Source organism: Rhizobium sp. P44RR-XXIV (assembly GCF_001999485.2).
GTDB lineage: Bacteria > Pseudomonadota > Alphaproteobacteria > Rhizobiales > Rhizobiaceae > Rhizobium.
Genome location: NZ_MPVZ02000029.1, coordinates 506948 through 521729 on the forward strand (window position 1 = coordinate 506948; position 14782 = coordinate 521729).

14 protein-coding genes are annotated in these 14782 nt (G+C 58.4%); 6 read left to right on the top strand and 8 right to left on the bottom strand.

Annotation, left to right across the window (positions count from 1 at the left end; translation table 11 throughout):
• Positions 1-5: 5 nt before the first annotated feature.
• Positions 6-878, bottom strand: coding sequence for a class A beta-lactamase (gene bla, locus BSK43_RS28445; protein WP_077468087.1), 873 nt, complete (start codon positions 876-878; stop codon positions 6-8).
• A gap of 169 nt (positions 879-1047) precedes the next feature.
• On the opposite strand from bla, the gene BSK43_RS28450 reads away from it, so the two are divergent.
• Entirely contained in the window at positions 1048-1926 is an 879-nt protein-coding gene (locus tag BSK43_RS28450) for a LysR family transcriptional regulator (RefSeq protein ID WP_077468088.1), read from the top strand.
• A gap of 69 nt (positions 1927-1995) precedes the next feature.
• On the opposite strand, the gene BSK43_RS28455 is transcribed toward BSK43_RS28450, so the two are convergent.
• The 7 genes from BSK43_RS28455 to BSK43_RS28485 all read right to left on the bottom strand — a co-directional run bounded on the left by BSK43_RS28455 (position 1996) and on the right by BSK43_RS28485 (position 8135).
• Positions 1996-3498 (bottom strand): globin-coupled sensor protein, encoded by a 1503-nt coding sequence (locus BSK43_RS28455; RefSeq protein ID WP_077468089.1) that lies wholly within the window; start codon positions 3496-3498, stop codon positions 1996-1998.
• 222 nt (positions 3499-3720) lie between these two features.
• Complete coding sequence (locus BSK43_RS28460) at positions 3721-4659, bottom strand: alpha/beta hydrolase (protein WP_077468090.1); 939 nt, start codon at positions 4657-4659, stop codon at positions 3721-3723.
• Between the two features lie 47 nt (positions 4660-4706).
• Positions 4707-5729, bottom strand: a complete 1023-nt coding sequence (locus BSK43_RS28465; protein ID WP_077468091.1) for an LLM class flavin-dependent oxidoreductase — start codon at positions 5727-5729, stop codon at positions 4707-4709.
• 198 nt (positions 5730-5927) lie between these two features.
• On the bottom strand, positions 5928-6422 hold the full coding sequence (locus tag BSK43_RS28470) for a histidine kinase (protein ID WP_077468092.1): 495 nt from the start codon (positions 6420-6422) through the stop codon (positions 5928-5930).
• Between the two features lie 114 nt (positions 6423-6536).
• Positions 6537-7073, bottom strand: coding sequence for a hypothetical protein (locus tag BSK43_RS28475; RefSeq protein WP_205910671.1), 537 nt, complete (start codon positions 7071-7073; stop codon positions 6537-6539).
• A 142-nt stretch (positions 7074-7215) separates the two neighbouring features.
• Positions 7216-7551, bottom strand: coding sequence for a hypothetical protein (locus tag BSK43_RS28480; protein ID WP_068392927.1), 336 nt, complete (start codon positions 7549-7551; stop codon positions 7216-7218).
• Positions 7552-7712: 161 nt separating this feature from the next.
• A complete protein-coding gene (locus BSK43_RS28485) occupies positions 7713-8135 on the bottom strand; it encodes a GNAT family N-acetyltransferase (RefSeq protein WP_136687326.1) in 423 nt (140 codons plus the stop codon).
• Positions 8136-8294: 159 nt separating this feature from the next.
• Between BSK43_RS28485 and BSK43_RS28490 the strand changes: the two genes are divergently transcribed.
• The 5 genes from BSK43_RS28490 (at position 8295) to BSK43_RS28510 (ending at position 14782) form a co-directional block, all read left to right on the top strand.
• Positions 8295-8795 (top strand): invasion associated locus B family protein, encoded by a 501-nt coding sequence (locus BSK43_RS28490; RefSeq protein WP_077468093.1) that lies wholly within the window; start codon positions 8295-8297, stop codon positions 8793-8795.
• Between the two features lie 187 nt (positions 8796-8982).
• Entirely contained in the window at positions 8983-9909 is a 927-nt protein-coding gene (locus tag BSK43_RS28495) for a helix-turn-helix domain-containing protein (protein ID WP_077468094.1), read from the top strand.
• 221 nt (positions 9910-10130) lie between these two features.
• Complete coding sequence (locus BSK43_RS28500) at positions 10131-11639, top strand: alpha-N-arabinofuranosidase (protein ID WP_077468095.1); 1509 nt, start codon at positions 10131-10133, stop codon at positions 11637-11639.
• 124 nt (positions 11640-11763) lie between these two features.
• Positions 11764-13662 (top strand): ABC transporter substrate-binding protein, encoded by a 1899-nt coding sequence (locus tag BSK43_RS28505; RefSeq protein WP_077468096.1) that lies wholly within the window; start codon positions 11764-11766, stop codon positions 13660-13662.
• 115 nt (positions 13663-13777) lie between these two features.
• On the top strand, positions 13778-14782 hold the full coding sequence (locus BSK43_RS28510; protein WP_077468097.1) for an ABC transporter permease: 1005 nt from the start codon (positions 13778-13780) through the stop codon (positions 14780-14782).

The following is a 14782-nucleotide window of genomic DNA, read 5'->3' on the forward strand; positions in this document are numbered from 1 at the left end:
CCGTTTCAGATCTCGGCGGCGATGCGGCCGATCTCGGCGATGATCGAATTGCGTTCGTCGGCGGGGATCCCCGGTATCTCGCAATAGGCAGTTACGATGATCGGCGCGCGATTTGTCGGCCATAGAACGGCTATGTCGTTGGCATTGCCATCCTTGTCGCCGGCCAGCCAATCTTTCGGAACGCCGGCCCGCAAACGGGTATCGCCAGTCTTGTTGGTTATCAGCCACGCGGCAAGCTGAGATCTTGAAGCAGCGGACAGCACGTCGGTGAACAGGAGCCGCCGGAGGTTTTCCAGCATTGCGGCCGCGGTCGTGGTGTCGCGCTGGTCGTCCGGCGTATCGTGATAGTTCAGGGCGGGCTCAGTGCGATCGAGCCGGGTGATATCGTCGCCCAGGCTGCGGCAGAAGGCGGTCAGAGCCTTGGGGCCGCCAAAGCTAGCGAGCAGAAGATTAGCCGCCGTGTTGTCACTGAGCGTCATGGCTGCCGCACAGAGCTGCGCGATAGTCATGCTGCCGTTTTCGAGCTGGGCCCCGGTTGCCGGAGAGCTTTCTACAAGATCACTCTTCGAATAACGGATGCGTCGGTCGAACTTCTCTTCGCCTTTGTCGACACGGGTAAGTACCAAGGCTGCTATCAACGTCTTAAAGGTGCTGCATATGAGCGTGCGCTCACCGGCGCGATGCTCGATACGCCGGCCGCTTGCCAAGTCGAGAATGCTCACACAGATGCGGCCGGGGTGCTTGCTCTCGAGCGCCGCGAGCCGCTGCTGTTGGCTGCTGCTCTCTTCGGCACGGCCATCCGTCGTTGCTCCTGCAAGGGCGGGAATCGCAAGCAAACTGCCGGCAAGGGTCTGCCGGCGTGACAATAGGATCGTCATTCCTGTTTCCACTTCGATGTTCATTGGGTGGAGGCGTGCGCGATGGAGCCCGTGGACGTCATTGGGATCCTGCAATCACCTCACGACGCAGACTATGGCGCCGCTTCGTGCCCTAGACAAACGATCAATTTTGGGCTTAGGCATGAGAAAAACTTGGGCTTAGGACACAATGGACATTTCACAACTGCCGCTGAACGCTCTGCGGGTTTTCGAAGCCTCGGCGCGGCATTGCAGTTTTACGCGGGCAGGGCTGGAGCTTCGCGTGACGCAGACGGCCGTCAGCCATCAGGTGAAGGCGCTGGAAGACGTGCTGGGAGTGACCCTGTTCAAACGTCTCCCACGGGGCCTGGCGCTTACCGATGAGGGGCATGCTCTGCTCCCGGTGCTAACCGACGCGTTTCGCCGTATGAGCGCCACCTTGAGCCAGCTGGAGGAAGGCAATTTCGATGAGATACTGACAGTCGGCGTGGTCGGCACCTTCGCGATCGGCTGGCTATTGCCGCGATTGAGCGGCTTCAAAGCGCACTATCCGCATGTCGATCTCAGGTTGAAAACCAACAACAACCGTGCCGATATGGTGCTGGATGGCTTGGATTTCTTTCTGCGCTTCGGCGACGGCGCATGGCATGGAACCGAGGCGATCCATCTGATGGACGCGCCTCTGTCTGCGGTTTGCACGCCGGCGATCGCTGAGAAATTGCGCGGGCCGGCCGATCTTGCGGAGGCTGAGCTGCTGCGCTCCTATCGGCTCGACGAATGGTCGCTGTGGTTCAGGGCGGCGGGCCTCACGACGCCCCATCTTCGCGGCTGGATGTTTGATTCGTCGTTGACGCTGGTGGAGGCTGCCGCGCGTGGCGTCGGCGTCGCGCTCGTTCCTGTTGCGATGTTTTCGCACGAGATCGAAGCCGGCCGGATCGTCCAGCCGTTCCAGATCACGGCTGTCACCGGCAGCTATTGGCTCACGCGCTTGAAGTCGCGCGGGGAGACGGCATCGATGAAAGCGTTCCGGCAATGGCTGATTGCCGAAATCGACGAATTGCCGTCATAGGCGGCGCAAATCCTCGCCAACCCCAGGGCAGTGCTTGGGGCTGGCGAATCCTCTACCAAGCCGCAACGCCTAGCTTGCGAGCTTCAGCCTCACCGCACCGGTCCGCGTGCCTGAGCGCACTGTCTTGAAACGCCCGACCAGACCGGCAAGCTCGTTGCTGATATCGGCGAGATGCCGGGTCGAGGCATTCGTTTCCTCCATCAGCGCCACGTTCTGCTGCGTCATCCGATCCATGTTGCGGACCGCCGAGTTGATCTCGCTGATGCCGACGGCCTGCTCTTGTGTCGAGCGGGCAATAGCGCCGACATTCTTGTCGATGGAGGCCACCTGGTTACCAATGAGCTCCAGCGCTTCGCCGGTACGGTTGACCAGTTCCACACCGCGGCGAACGTCGTTGGAGGAGCGGTCGATCAGATCCTTGATTTGCTTTGCTGCAGCGGCGGAGCGCTGTGCCAGTTCGCGGACTTCCTGTGCGACGACGGCAAAGCCCTTGCCCTGTTCGCCGGCCCGTGCAGCCTCGACACCGGCGTTTAGTGCCAGCAGGTTGGTCTGGAAGGCAATCTCGTCGATGACGGAGATGATATCGGTCATCTTGCGCGACGAAGTCTCGATATCGTCCATGGCCGACACGGCCTGCTGGACGACATCCCGGGACCGCTCGGCCTCAGAAGCTGATTCCTTGACGATCGCCTGGACTTCGCGCGTCCGTTCGGCCGTCTGTTCGGAGATCGTGGTGATCTGCTCGATGGCCGCCGCACTTTCCTCAAGCGCAGAGGCCTGTTGCTCGGTGCGTCTCGCCATATTGTCTGCTGCCGAGGAAATCGAGCCGGCCTCGTCGCGAACGCGGGTCACGGAATCGTCTATATGCCGCATTGCCGTTCCAAGAGAGGCGAGAGATTCGTTGTAATTGCTCTTCAGGACTTCGAATTCGGCCGAGAGGGTTTCCGTGATCTCTGCCGTCAGATCGCCGTTCGCCAGGCCGGTCAAGGCGAGGCCGAGTGCGTTGAGGGCACGCTCCTGTTCCTGCTGCGCCGCAGCGCGCTCGGCTTCGGCCTTGTCGCGTTCATCGGCTAGCACCTGCAGGTAGACCGAAATGCCGTAGTCCATGTCGACCAGCGCTGCCTTGATGATGGCCGACAGGCGGCGCGACAGGGCCTGTTCGTGCTTGCGTAACAAGACGCCCTTCAGCTGCTGTGCGACGATCGAGCGCACCATGCCTTCAAGGATCACGGCATAGCTGCCGATGTACCAACGCGGCTCCAGCCCTAGGCGCGCATGGGTCCTGCCGACAGCCGAGACTGCTTCGACATAATCGGGACCGTATTGGCCCAATGCGATCGTCTTCCAGTGTTCCTGCTGCTTGGATTTGGCATGGGCCACATGCTGCTGCGACGAGAAAAACTTCGACATTGCCGGGTGCTTGGCGATCTTCTCATAGAAGACGTCAAGGGAACCTTTGACGGCAAACTCGATGATAGGCTGCAACTCCGCAAGGGCCTGACGGGCATCCTGCCCCAGTCCGACAAAGTCGAGCCGATCGTTCAACTCGTTCATTTTCGATGCATGCACCATGGTCTGCTCCAGTGAAGAAATTACAAGAGGTTAGGGCACGGCCATGGTTAATAATTCATTAGATTTGCTGGCCATTTTCGGGGTGAGGAGTGCCGCGCAAGATCAGGTGGCATTGACTGCAAGAGCTCCCTGGCGTGTCACCTCGATCAACGACTCCATGCTCAGGAACGGCCACGGCCGAGTGGCGCCCATCTTACATTGGGGACGATGCATTGGCGTCGCTCAGTTCCGCATGATGCCGATCGTGTGCAACCATAGTGCGACCTGCGCTGGCCAGTCCGTGATGGGTAGCTCATTCCGCCGCAGCCCGAATGCATGGCCTCCATTTGCGTAAAGGTGCATTTCAGCCGGCACATGCGCTTTCGACAGCGCGGCGTAGTAAGCCAGCGACTGATGGATGCCATCCTCATAATCGTCTTCTGCCTGAACCAGGAATGTCGGCGATGTAAGGCTGGATACCGGAATGTTAGTGTTGAACGTGTTGTCCCGGTTCGCAAGATGCCCGGGATAGATGGCTATGGCGAAATCCGGCCGAGCGCTTTCGTTATCAGCCTTGTCTACCTGGGGATACAGACGGTGCTCGAATAGCGAGCTGATCTCCGCCACAAGGAAACCGCCAGCCGAGAACCCCAGAACGCCAACCTTATGGGGGTCGACGTGCCATTGATCCGCGTGATCGCGCACCAGCCCCATTGTTCGCTGCAGATCCTGCAACGAAGGCTGCGATACCTTTAGATTATGGGGGCGACAATCGCACTGCCAGACATATGGTGCGCTCGGAACCCTATACTTCAACAGCACGCATGTCATGCCGATGGAGGTAGCCCAATCGCAGACCTCGGTGCCTTCAAGATCAATCGCAAGGACCTGGAACCCTCCTCCTGGAACCACGACCAACGCCGCTCCGGTATTCTTTCCCTTGGGTGGGTAGACCGTGATCGTTGGGTTGGTCACATTGGTGATGTTGGTCACGGTTTTTCCCGCTATAAGCTCCGTGCTGACGGAGACATCCTCCGGTCCCGGGACAGGCGGTGCGTCCGGGACTGCCCCGGGCCATAGCGTGATTTGTGTAAGCCCTTCCGGGGCCTGCCAGGTCATCGGTTTCGCCTGTGCGATCCCGCTTGCCGCCAGCAGTGCCAAGACGATACCCAAGCGCTTCATCGAGCTCCACTCCGTTTTGCACTCAAACCGGATCAATGGCCGAGCGATCAGCGCCAGCCGAGAGCCGGCGCGACGTGGGTCAGGATCGCCTCGATCACATGGGCGTTATATTCGACGCCGAGCTGGTTGGGCACCGTCAGAAGCAGGGTGTCGGCCGCCGCAATTGCCTCATCCTTGGCCAATTCCTCGATCAGTCTATCGGGCTCGGCGGCATAGCTGCGGCCGAAGATTGCCCGCGTCTTTTCATCGATGAAGCCGATCTGGTCCGCCTCCTTGCCGCTGCTGCCGAAATAGGCGCGGTCGAGATCGTTGACCAGGGCGAAGATGCTACGGCTCACCGAGACCCGTGGCTCGCGCTTGTGGCCGGCTTCCTTCCATGCTTCGCGGTAGATCCTGATCTGATCGGCCTGCTGGACATGAAACGGCTCGCCGGTCTCGTCGTCCTTGAGCGTAGAGCTCTGCAGGTTCATGCCGAGCTTGGCGGCCCACTTGGCCGTCGCGTTGGAGCTGGCACCCCACCAGATTCGCTCGCGCAGGCCTTCCGAATGCGGCTCCAGGCGCAGAAGGCCAGGGGGATTGGGAAACATCGGGCGAGGATTGGGCTTGGCAAATCCCTCGCCGCGCAGGATATCGAGCAGCACTTCGGCGTGACGGCGCCCCATATCGGCATCGCTTTCGCCCTCTGCCGGTGCATAGCCGAAATGGCGCCACCCGTCGATCACCTGTTCCGGTGAGCCGCGGCTGATGCCAAGCTGCAACCGGCCGCCGGCGATCAGGTCGGCCGAGCCGGCATCCTCCGCCATGTAAAGCGGGTTCTCGTAACGCATGTCGATGACGGCGGTGCCGATTTCGATGCGGCTGGTCCTGGCGCCGACGGCGGCCAATAGCGGAAACGGCGAGGCAAGCTGGCGGGCGAAGTGATGCACGCGAAAATAGGCGCCGTCCGCGCCCAGCTGCTCGGCCGCCACGGCAAGGTCGATCGATTGCAGAAGCGTGTCAGCTGCGGATCGCGTTTGCGATTGGGGCGAGGGCGTCCAGTGGCCGAATGAAAGGAATCCGATCTTCTTCATGGTCCCGCTCCGCTGATCTGGTTCACTCAGCTTTGAGTCATGACATGATTTTGGCCGCCGATACAAGCGGCGTGACGGCATCTCGTCGGTGCCAATCGCGCCCTTGGTATCGAGTAAAAAAGGGGCCGCCGACACGGCGAACCCAGGAAGATCGTTGCAATCGACCGCCGCTGCGCCGCGGCGGCCGGATGAAGGTCATTACTTCGCGGGCTTGATGGAGCCGATGATGTCGAGCACTTCCTTCTCGTGCTTGGCCTGATCGTCCTTGGAGCCCCAATAGGTGAGCACGAGGATCTTGTTCGGTGCCGGAGAGAGAACACCGAGATTGATGTTGACGGGACCGTCCGCATCGGTGCCTTGCCAGTTCAGGATCGACATCTTCATGCCGTTGACTTCGTTGCTGTCGTCATCCTTGCGCGTGTTGGCATCGATCTTGACGCCGTTCTTGTCGAGGAAATCGACGGCATCGCTGATCACCTTTTCGACATTGTCGCCGCTGGCGACGTCGAGCGCGAAGTAGATCGCGGCATCAGGCGAATTGGCGTCAATACCTGTTTCGGTTTCCTGCGGCTTCCAGTTGTCGGGAATGGTGACGCTGGCAATCGGCGCTTCGCTCGGGAAGGCGAGCGTCTTGGCATTTGCGAGCATTGGAAAGGCCGCAAGCGCGGCGGCGATAAGCAGTATCTTTTTCATGGGGCTTCCATTCTGTCTTTGTATTGTGGTCATTGTTCAATCCCGGCAGATGCGCGAGATTGGTGGGGTTTTCGCAGTTCTAGAAACAGTCGAGCAAGGAGCACGGCCTGTCCATTAGCCAGCCGAAGCGATCTCGAAATCCTGATCGAAGGAGCTCGTCTTTCCCGAGGTCATGTCATAAGAGGTCATGTCATAAAGCGTATAGCGGAGCTTGTATTTGCCGGCTGGAGCACCGTCGACGTTCAAGGTCATGTCGAGCTTGAACTCCATGTTCTGCTTGAAGCTTTGAAGGGTGCTGTCCAGGAATCCCTTTTTGCTCCACACGACATCCCCGCTGGCGTCGACAATGGCGAGGTCGGCCATCAGGTGGAGTTCATAGCGATTGTCCGCAAGCGGCTTCCAGCCGTAGCCGATCGGTTCGGCATAGGTGAGGATCGGTTCGCCCGGTTTGAAAACGTTCGAGTCCCGCTTCTTGTAAACCCCGTAACCGGTTGAAGGTTCTGTCACGAAGGTGACGTTCTGCTGCGAGAACGGCACCTTGCTCCAGGCTTCGATCACAGCCTTCTGCGCGACAGCCAGATCTGCCAATGGGTCGGCATGGGCGACGGCGGCAAACGATATCGCAAATATTAATAGAAGCACTTGCCGCATCGCATTCTCCAATCTGCTTGCTGATATTTCATGCCGGGAAGCGTCTGAAACCGGTAAGGCCGGCATGGATTTCATTGTTTGATTTCCAACCGCGCGCGAGTTGCAAATTGGCTTGGTTGGTGTCGACGCTTCCCGATCCGCCTTATTCGTGGATCGTGTAGGTGCCGAGCTCGCACAGGTTCTGGGTGTCGGTTGTCGTGTCGAGGTTGGAGCCTTCCTCGAATTCAAACTTCATGTCGTATTTGCAGACGGTTCGCCCATCGCCGATGGTGATATCCATGCTCTCGCCGGGGTTCAGCACCTGTTTGCCGAAGACGTCGTCTTCCCAATTGTTGACGCCGACCGGCGAGGTGTAGAAGTTGGTGAGAACGGACTTGGTGCCGTTCTTGAGGGTGAAGGTCAGATCTTCCGCGCTCGCAACGCCCGCGAGGCAAAAGAATGCTGCCGACGCCGCGAGGGCGAAGCGAAATTTCGTCATCGAATTAATCCTTTAGTCCAAAAATGAGACGGTATTGTTCTAAGACTTTGGACGCCTGGGAGCCATATATATTGCGTGTGGCGTCAGGCCCATTTTTGGGCTGAAACACGATGGGTAAGACATCGGTCAGGAGCTTGTGCCGGGCTTTTAGCGACGGAAGCTCAAAAGACCTTGCGAAAGAAGAAACGTGCCATCCCTTTCGGATAGTCATCCATGGTTGCGAAGCGTTCGTAGCCCTGCCGCTCATAGAAACCCGGTGCCTGAAAGCTGAATGTGTCTAGCCAGACGCCGACACAGTTTTTTGCTTTCGCGATCTCTTCCAGTTGGGAAAGCAGTTTCGCTCCGAGGTTGTCGCCGCGCAGATTTTCAGGAATGAAAAGCAGCTCAATGAAAACCCAGTCGAAATAGAGCTGCGCCCAGAGCCCGCCGACGATCTTTTCGGCCTCATCGCGAAGAACGATCGCGATCGGTTCGTAATTCTCGTCGCCGGCCTTCGTTTTGTTGAAGGCATCCAGAGGGGTGAGAATCGCGCGGCGATCCGCGTCCGACGGATTGTCCAACACTGCAATAGACGCGCTTGCCACCTTTAATCTCCCCTGGAACCAGATACCCGCGGCACTTGTAACATGAACAAATTTTAACCGACACGTTAACAATCAGATAACGCACCGCACCGAAACTGTCGTGTGTGTGAGTACATCTCTCGCTTTCAATGTCCTTGAAACAAGAAATGGCAGGAAACTATGTTTGCAAGAAATTTCGCCCCCGCTCTGGTCTTCGTGGCAATCAGCGCCGGGATGGCGCATGCCGACGTGCCCGTTCGTATCGATCAGTTTGATAGTTGGGGCGCATATTCCCTTAAATCCGGCGATAGCGTCAGTTGCTATGTCGTATCGCGGCCGATCGCACAGAAGCCCGCCAGCGTCGATCATGGGGATAATTTCTTTATCGTCTCACGCACGTCCCCGGGCAATAAATTGGTTCCCGAAGCTGCAATGGGCTATGATCTGAAGGATGGCGAGGCGATGGTGGCCGCGATCGGCGACAAGACGTTTCCGATGTTCACCAAGGATCGGCATGGCTGGGTGAGGGACGAGAGCCAGGAACCTTCCATGGTCAATGCCATGAAGGGTGGAGCACAGCTGGAGCTGCAGGCGACGTCGAAACGCGGCACAGCCACGAGCTATTCCTATTCGCTTTCCGGCATCACGGCAGCATTGAAACGAATTGAGACCTGCAAATGAGGCGTTTCGCCAAACTTGAGCGTTTATATCTGTCCGTCCCAAGCGATCGTCTTTGATGGTGTATGGATAGTTGTTTGGGCGTCCCGCCTCGTGCCGGGGCGCCAAATCAGCCGTCATGCCGGCTACCTCTTGTGAAATCAAAAATCCTGATATAAATGAAACTCATTGATGAGGCATTCAGGATTCGATGAAGCGCGGCTTTCTGACAATTTATGCGGGTGAAAACACGGCAGTTTTGCGGGCACTTTCTGCGCCGGCGCGTATCGACATGTTGAAGCTGCTCTGCGCCAAGGGCGCCATGAACGTCAATGAAATCGCCCGTGAACTCGATCTCCCGCAGTCAACCGTCGCCACCGCCATCATGATCCTGGAGGAGGCTGGCCTTGTCGAAACCAAGGCGGCGAAGGCCCGCAAGGGTTACCAGAAGATCTGTACGGCGCTTTACGATGAGATTCTCCTGAGTTTCGATGAGCCGGCCTTCAAGCGCGTCGAGGACGTGATCGAAGTCGCGATGCCAATCGGCCTCTATACGAGCTGCGAGACCCATGCGCCCTGCGGCCTGTGTTCGACGGAAGGGGTGATCGGGCTTCTCGACGTCCCCGATTATTTCCTTGATCCGCAGCGTATGCAGGCGGGACTCCTCTGGTTCGGCCGTGGTCATGTAGAGTATAAATTTCCCAACAATGCCAAGATCTTGAACAAGGCTGTCAATGCCATTGAGTTCTCGATGGAGTTGTCGTCGGAGGTGCCGGGCACCAATCCCGACTGGCCGTCCGACATCACCATCTGGGTCAATGGCGTTGCCGTCGGCACATGGACATCACCGGGGGACTATGGCGACAAGCGCGGGGCATTCACGCCGAGCTGGTGGAAGCTTGAAGGGTCGCAATACGGCAAGCTGAAGACCTGGCGCATCTCGAAGAAAGGTACCTTCATCGACGGCGTCGCGGTATCCGATGTGACCATAGACGACTTGGCCATCAGTCAGCATTCCTCGATTCGGCTGAAAATCGGCATAGCCGAGGACGCGCGCCATACTGGCGGCGTCAACATCTTCGGTCGTGGCTTCGGCAATTATGGCCGCGATATCCTGATGCGTATCGATCTGGCGTAATTATATCGAAAATTCTGATATATAGCCGATAGCCGTCGGAAAATCCCGATAAGTCATATTTTTTATAATTACTTGTTTTTACGTGCAGTTTTGTCCGTTTTGGACTGCTTCTGCACCTATTTTCGCACCATTTTGCGTTCCGGCCGCGTTGACGACCTTTCAAAAGTATATCAAGATCGGCGTATAAGAACGAGATATGTGATATATATGGGAGGATAGCCGTGAAGGCGAACGTGGTCATCCATCGCGATTTCCGAATTGCCGACATTGATGATCGGCTCTACAGCTCTTTTCTGGAGCATCTGGGCCGGGCGATTTATGGCGGCATCTATGAGCCGGGTCATCCGACCGCCGATGAGAATGGATTTCGCAAGGATGTGATCGAGCTCGTGCGCGAGCTCAACTCGCCCTATTGCCGCTATCCGGGCGGCAATTTCGTTTCGGCCTATAATTGGGAAGATGGTGTCGGCCCCCGGTCCGAACGCCCCGTTCGCCTCGATCTTGCCTGGCGGACGCGTGAAAGCAACCAGATCGGCGTCAACGAATTCGTCGATTGGTGCAAGAAGGCCAATACAAAGCCGATGCTTGCCGTCAATCTCGGCTCACGCGAGCTGGATGCGGCCCGAAACTTCCTCGAATATTGCAACCATCCGAGCGGCACCTACTGGTCGGATCTGCGGCGCAAGCACGGCTGGGCCGATCCTCATGATGTGAAGCTTTGGTGCCTCGGCAATGAGATGGATGGTCCATGGCAGGTTGGCCACAAGTCCGCTTATGAGTATGGCCGTCTCGCCGATGAAACGGCCAAGGCCATGCGCGGTTTCGACAAGTCGCTGGAACTGGTCGTCTGCGGCTCGTCGAATTCCGACATGAAGACCTATCCCGATTGGGAAGCCCAGGTGCTGGAGCAGTGCTACGACAGCGCCGATCACATCTCGCTGCACATGTATTTCGCCAACCGCGAGAAGAACACGCTGAACTATCTCGCCAAGGCGGAAAAGCTCGACCGTTACATCGTCACCATCGGCGGCGTCATCGACTATATCAAGGCGAAGAAGCGCTCGAAGAAGACGATCGGCATCTCCTTCGACGAATGGAACGTCTGGTACCATTCCAACCAGCAGGACAAGGACATACTGGCGCGGAACGAATGGCCGGATGCGCCGCATCTGCTTGAGGATGTCTATAATTTCGAGGATGTGCTGCAGGTCGGCGGCATTCTTAATACCTTCATTCGCCGGTCCGACCGTGTGCGCATTGCGTGCATCGCGCAGCTCGTCAACGTTATCGCACCGATCATGACGGAGGACGGCGGTCCGGCCTGGCGGCAGACCATCTATTATCCCCTTTATTTCGCCTCGAAATACGGTCGCGGCTACGCGCTTCGCCTGGTCACCGACGGTCCGACCTATGACAGCGACGAGGCCGACGACGTGCCCTATCTCGATGTATCGGCGGTTCACGACGAGGTGGGCAAGATGGTCACGCTATTTGCCGTCAACCGCCATCCCGACAGTTCGCTCGATCTCGACACCCGGCTGGAAGGCTTTGCCGGCGCGCGCGTCGTCGAGCAGCACGAGATGGTTCATCAGGACCTGCAGGCGACCAATACGGCATCCCATCCGAATGCTGTCGTCCCGACCAGCACGGGTGATGCGAAAGTGGAAGATGGCCGGCTCCGCGCCACGCTGAAGCCGCTCTCCTACACGGTGATCCGGCTGTCGGTATGACGATCGGCGGCTGCGGGATCGCGAGGAGGCGGTCCCGTTGGTCTGGAAAGCATAAGGGGAAAAATCGCGGTCCGCCCGACACAGCTCAGGCGCAGCGCACAATCGATAACAATGGGAGGAGATCATGCAGCAGTGGAAGAAGCTTGCTTTCGGCGTCGCACTGGCCACGTTCGGCCTCATCGCGGCAGCCCAAGCTCAAGATTATACCGCCTTGCCCCGCAAGGAGACGCTGATCGTCGAAAATCCTGAGGGAACGATCAAGAATCCCGGCTGGTTCAACGTCTGGGTCAATGGCGGCGGCGGCGTTTCGACCGGCCTGCAGCAGCTGACCATGGACACGCTGTGGTACATCGACCCTGAGAAAGGATTGGGCGGCTCGGCCTGGGACAATTCGCTCGCCGCCGACAAGCCGCAATATAATGACGACTTCACCCAGATGACGGTGAAGCTGCGCAAAGGCCTCTACTGGAGCGACGGCGTCGAATTCACGGCAGACGATGTCGTCTACACCGTCAAGACGCAGATGGATCATCCAGGCATGATCTGGAGCGCCGCTTTCTCGGTGCAGGTCGCAAGCGTCGAAGCCCCGGATCCCTATACCGTCGCCTTCAAGCTGAAGAAGCCGAACTCGCGCTTCCACGCCATTTTCACAGTGCGCTGGAATGGCGCCTGGATCATGCCGAAGCATGTCTTCGAAAAGGTCGCCGATCCGGTTCGCTATGATTTCGCCAATCCGGTTTCGCTCGGCGCCTACAAGCTGAAAACCTTTGACCCGCAAGGCAAATGGTACACCTGGGAGAAGCGCGACGACTGGCAGCGCACCTCGCTTGCCCGCTTCGGAGAGCCTGCTCCGAAATACGTCACATATGTCGATCCCGGCCCGCCGGATAAGCGTACCATCGCCCAGCTCGAGCACAACCTTGATATCATTCACGACAACACGCCAGAGGGCATGTTCACGCTGAAGGAAAAGTCGAAGACCGTTGAAAGCTGGTTCCCCGGCTTCCCCTTCGCCCATCCCGATCCGACCCTGCCGGCGGTGATTTTCAACAATCAGGATCCGCTGTTCCAGAATGCCGATGTGCGCTGGGCTCTCGCCTTGCTCATCGACATCAGGGCCGTGGACATGGCGAGCTATCGCGGCGCTGCGACGCTGTCCGCACTCGGCGTCCCGCCAACGGCGATTGCTATGACGGATTATCAGGCGCCGTTGCAGGATTGGCTGAAGAATTTCGAGGTCGACACCGGCAAGCGCAAGATCAAGCCCTATGATCCGACCATCGGCCAACAGATTGCCGATATGCTGCGCAAGCAGCCGAAATATAAGGATCAGATCCCCACCGATCCGGCCGCCATCAGCGCCGCCTTTGGCTATGGCTGGTGGAAACCCGATCCGCAGGCCGCTGCGGAACTGCTCGAAAAGGCAGGCTTCAAGAAGGTTGCCGGCAAGTGGATGACGCCGGATGGCCAGCCCTTCAAGATCCGCCTGACGGTTGAGGGTGATACGCGCTCGGTCTTCACCCGGGCCGGCACCTTGATCGCGCAGCAATGGGCAGCCTTCGGCATCGACTCCAAGGCCGTTCCGTCGTCAGCCGTATGGCAGGGGTTGGCGACCGGCGATTTCCAGTGCGCCATCGCCTGGAGCGTGGAGACCTGGGGTGGCGATCCCGATCTGTCATTCTTCCTCGACAGCTGGCATTCGGAGTTCGTCGCCAAGAAGGGTGAAAATCAGGCACCACGCAATTGGCAGCGCTGGTCCAATCCGGAACTCGACAAGATCATCGAGAATATTCGCCACGTGAGTGCCGACGATCCGAAAGGCATCGAGCTCGGCAAGGACTATCTCAAGCTGGTCGCCCGCGAAATGCCGACCATCCCGCTGATGTCCTATAACGTCTTCACGTCGATGGATACGACCTACTGGAAGGGTTACCCGACCATATCGGACCCCTACACCGACCCCGTTCCCAATTGGGCGAATTCCCGATTGATGATGGTCAAGCTGAAGCCGGCGCAGCCGTAGATCTCCCACCTTGATGCGGCAGCTGCCGCGTCAGGCACCTTTCGCCGGACATTAGGCACGTCCGGCGAATCTTTTCAGTGACAGATAAAGCGCAAGCAGCAAGGAAGACGGCAGCATGACGTCCTATCCAGTTTTCGTATTGAAGCGATTTGGTCAGTTCCTGCTCGTTGTCTTCCTTGGCATTTCCGCGACGTTCTTTATCACCCATATGACGCCGATCGATCCCGTCGAGGAAAGCATCGGCGCGATACAGCAGATGGGGCAGTCCGACCCTCGCGCCGTCGAATTGATGCGCCAGTCGCTTCGTGAGCTCTACGGGCTCGAAGGTTCGGTCTGGCAGCAATATCTGCATTTCTGGGGGCGGCTCGCGACAGGCGATCTCGGGCCGTCGCTTTCGGCGTTTCCGACGCCGGTATCCGCTATCATCGCAAGGGCGCTGCCCTGGACCATTGGCCTGATGACCGTCTCGGTGATCATCACATTCGTACTCGGCAACATGATCGGCGCGCTTGCGGGCTATTACCGCAAAAGCATGGTGCTGAAGGCCGTCAGCCTCGTCTTCATCGCCATGCAGCCGATACCCTATTACATCCTGGCCTTCGTGCTCATCATCCTGTTCGGCTATCTCTGGCCAATCCTGCCGATCAATGGCGGCTATGAGATGAACACCGATCTGCGGCTGTCCTTTTCCCTGGTACTCGATATTCTGCGCCATTCCATCCTGCCGGCGCTGTCGCTGATCCTTGTCGGGACAGGCGGTTGGCTCATCGGGATGCGCGCGCTCGTCTCCAATATCATCACCGAGGACTATGTCGTCTTCGCCGAACTCGGGGGCGTGCCGAAACGCAAGATCCTGCGCTCCTATATCGCCCGCAATGCCATGGTGCCGCAGTTCACCGGCCTTGCCATGTCGCTCGGCGCCGTCTTCAACGGTACCGTCATCACCGAAATCGTCTTCGGGTATCCGGGCATCGGCAATCTGCTGATCTCGGCCGTGCATGCCGGCGACTACAGTCTCGTGCTCGGGCTTAGCGCTCTGTCGATCGTGGGTGTCGCCGCCGCTGTTTTCATCATCGACATATTGGGTCCGCTGATCGACCCGCGCATCAAGGTGGAGTAG

What these genes read in the sequence shown, in the direction of transcription:
- BSK43_RS28510 (WP_077468097.1), top strand. Translation starts at nt 13,778, where the DNA reads ATGACGTCCTATCCAGTTTTCGTATTGAAGCGATTTGGTCAGTTCCTG.
- bla (WP_077468087.1), bottom strand. Translation starts at nt 878, where the DNA reads ATGACGATCCTATTGTCACGCCGGCAGACCCTTGCCGGCAGTTTGCTT.
- BSK43_RS28455 (WP_077468089.1), bottom strand. Translation starts at nt 3,498, where the DNA reads ATGGTGCATGCATCGAAAATGAACGAGTTGAACGATCGGCTCGACTTT.
- BSK43_RS28505 (WP_077468096.1), top strand. Translation starts at nt 11,764, where the DNA reads ATGCAGCAGTGGAAGAAGCTTGCTTTCGGCGTCGCACTGGCCACGTTC.
- BSK43_RS28470 (WP_077468092.1), bottom strand. Translation starts at nt 6,422, where the DNA reads ATGAAAAAGATACTGCTTATCGCCGCCGCGCTTGCGGCCTTTCCAATG.
- BSK43_RS28475 (WP_205910671.1), bottom strand. Translation starts at nt 7,073, where the DNA reads ATGCGGCAAGTGCTTCTATTAATATTTGCGATATCGTTTGCCGCCGTC.
- BSK43_RS28465 (WP_077468091.1), bottom strand. Translation starts at nt 5,729, where the DNA reads ATGAAGAAGATCGGATTCCTTTCATTCGGCCACTGGACGCCCTCGCCC.
- BSK43_RS28460 (WP_077468090.1), bottom strand. Translation starts at nt 4,659, where the DNA reads ATGAAGCGCTTGGGTATCGTCTTGGCACTGCTGGCGGCAAGCGGGATC.
- BSK43_RS28490 (WP_077468093.1), top strand. Translation starts at nt 8,295, where the DNA reads ATGTTTGCAAGAAATTTCGCCCCCGCTCTGGTCTTCGTGGCAATCAGC.
- BSK43_RS28495 (WP_077468094.1), top strand. Translation starts at nt 8,983, where the DNA reads ATGAAGCGCGGCTTTCTGACAATTTATGCGGGTGAAAACACGGCAGTT.
- BSK43_RS28480 (WP_068392927.1), bottom strand. Translation starts at nt 7,551, where the DNA reads ATGACGAAATTTCGCTTCGCCCTCGCGGCGTCGGCAGCATTCTTTTGC.
- BSK43_RS28450 (WP_077468088.1), top strand. Translation starts at nt 1,048, where the DNA reads ATGGACATTTCACAACTGCCGCTGAACGCTCTGCGGGTTTTCGAAGCC.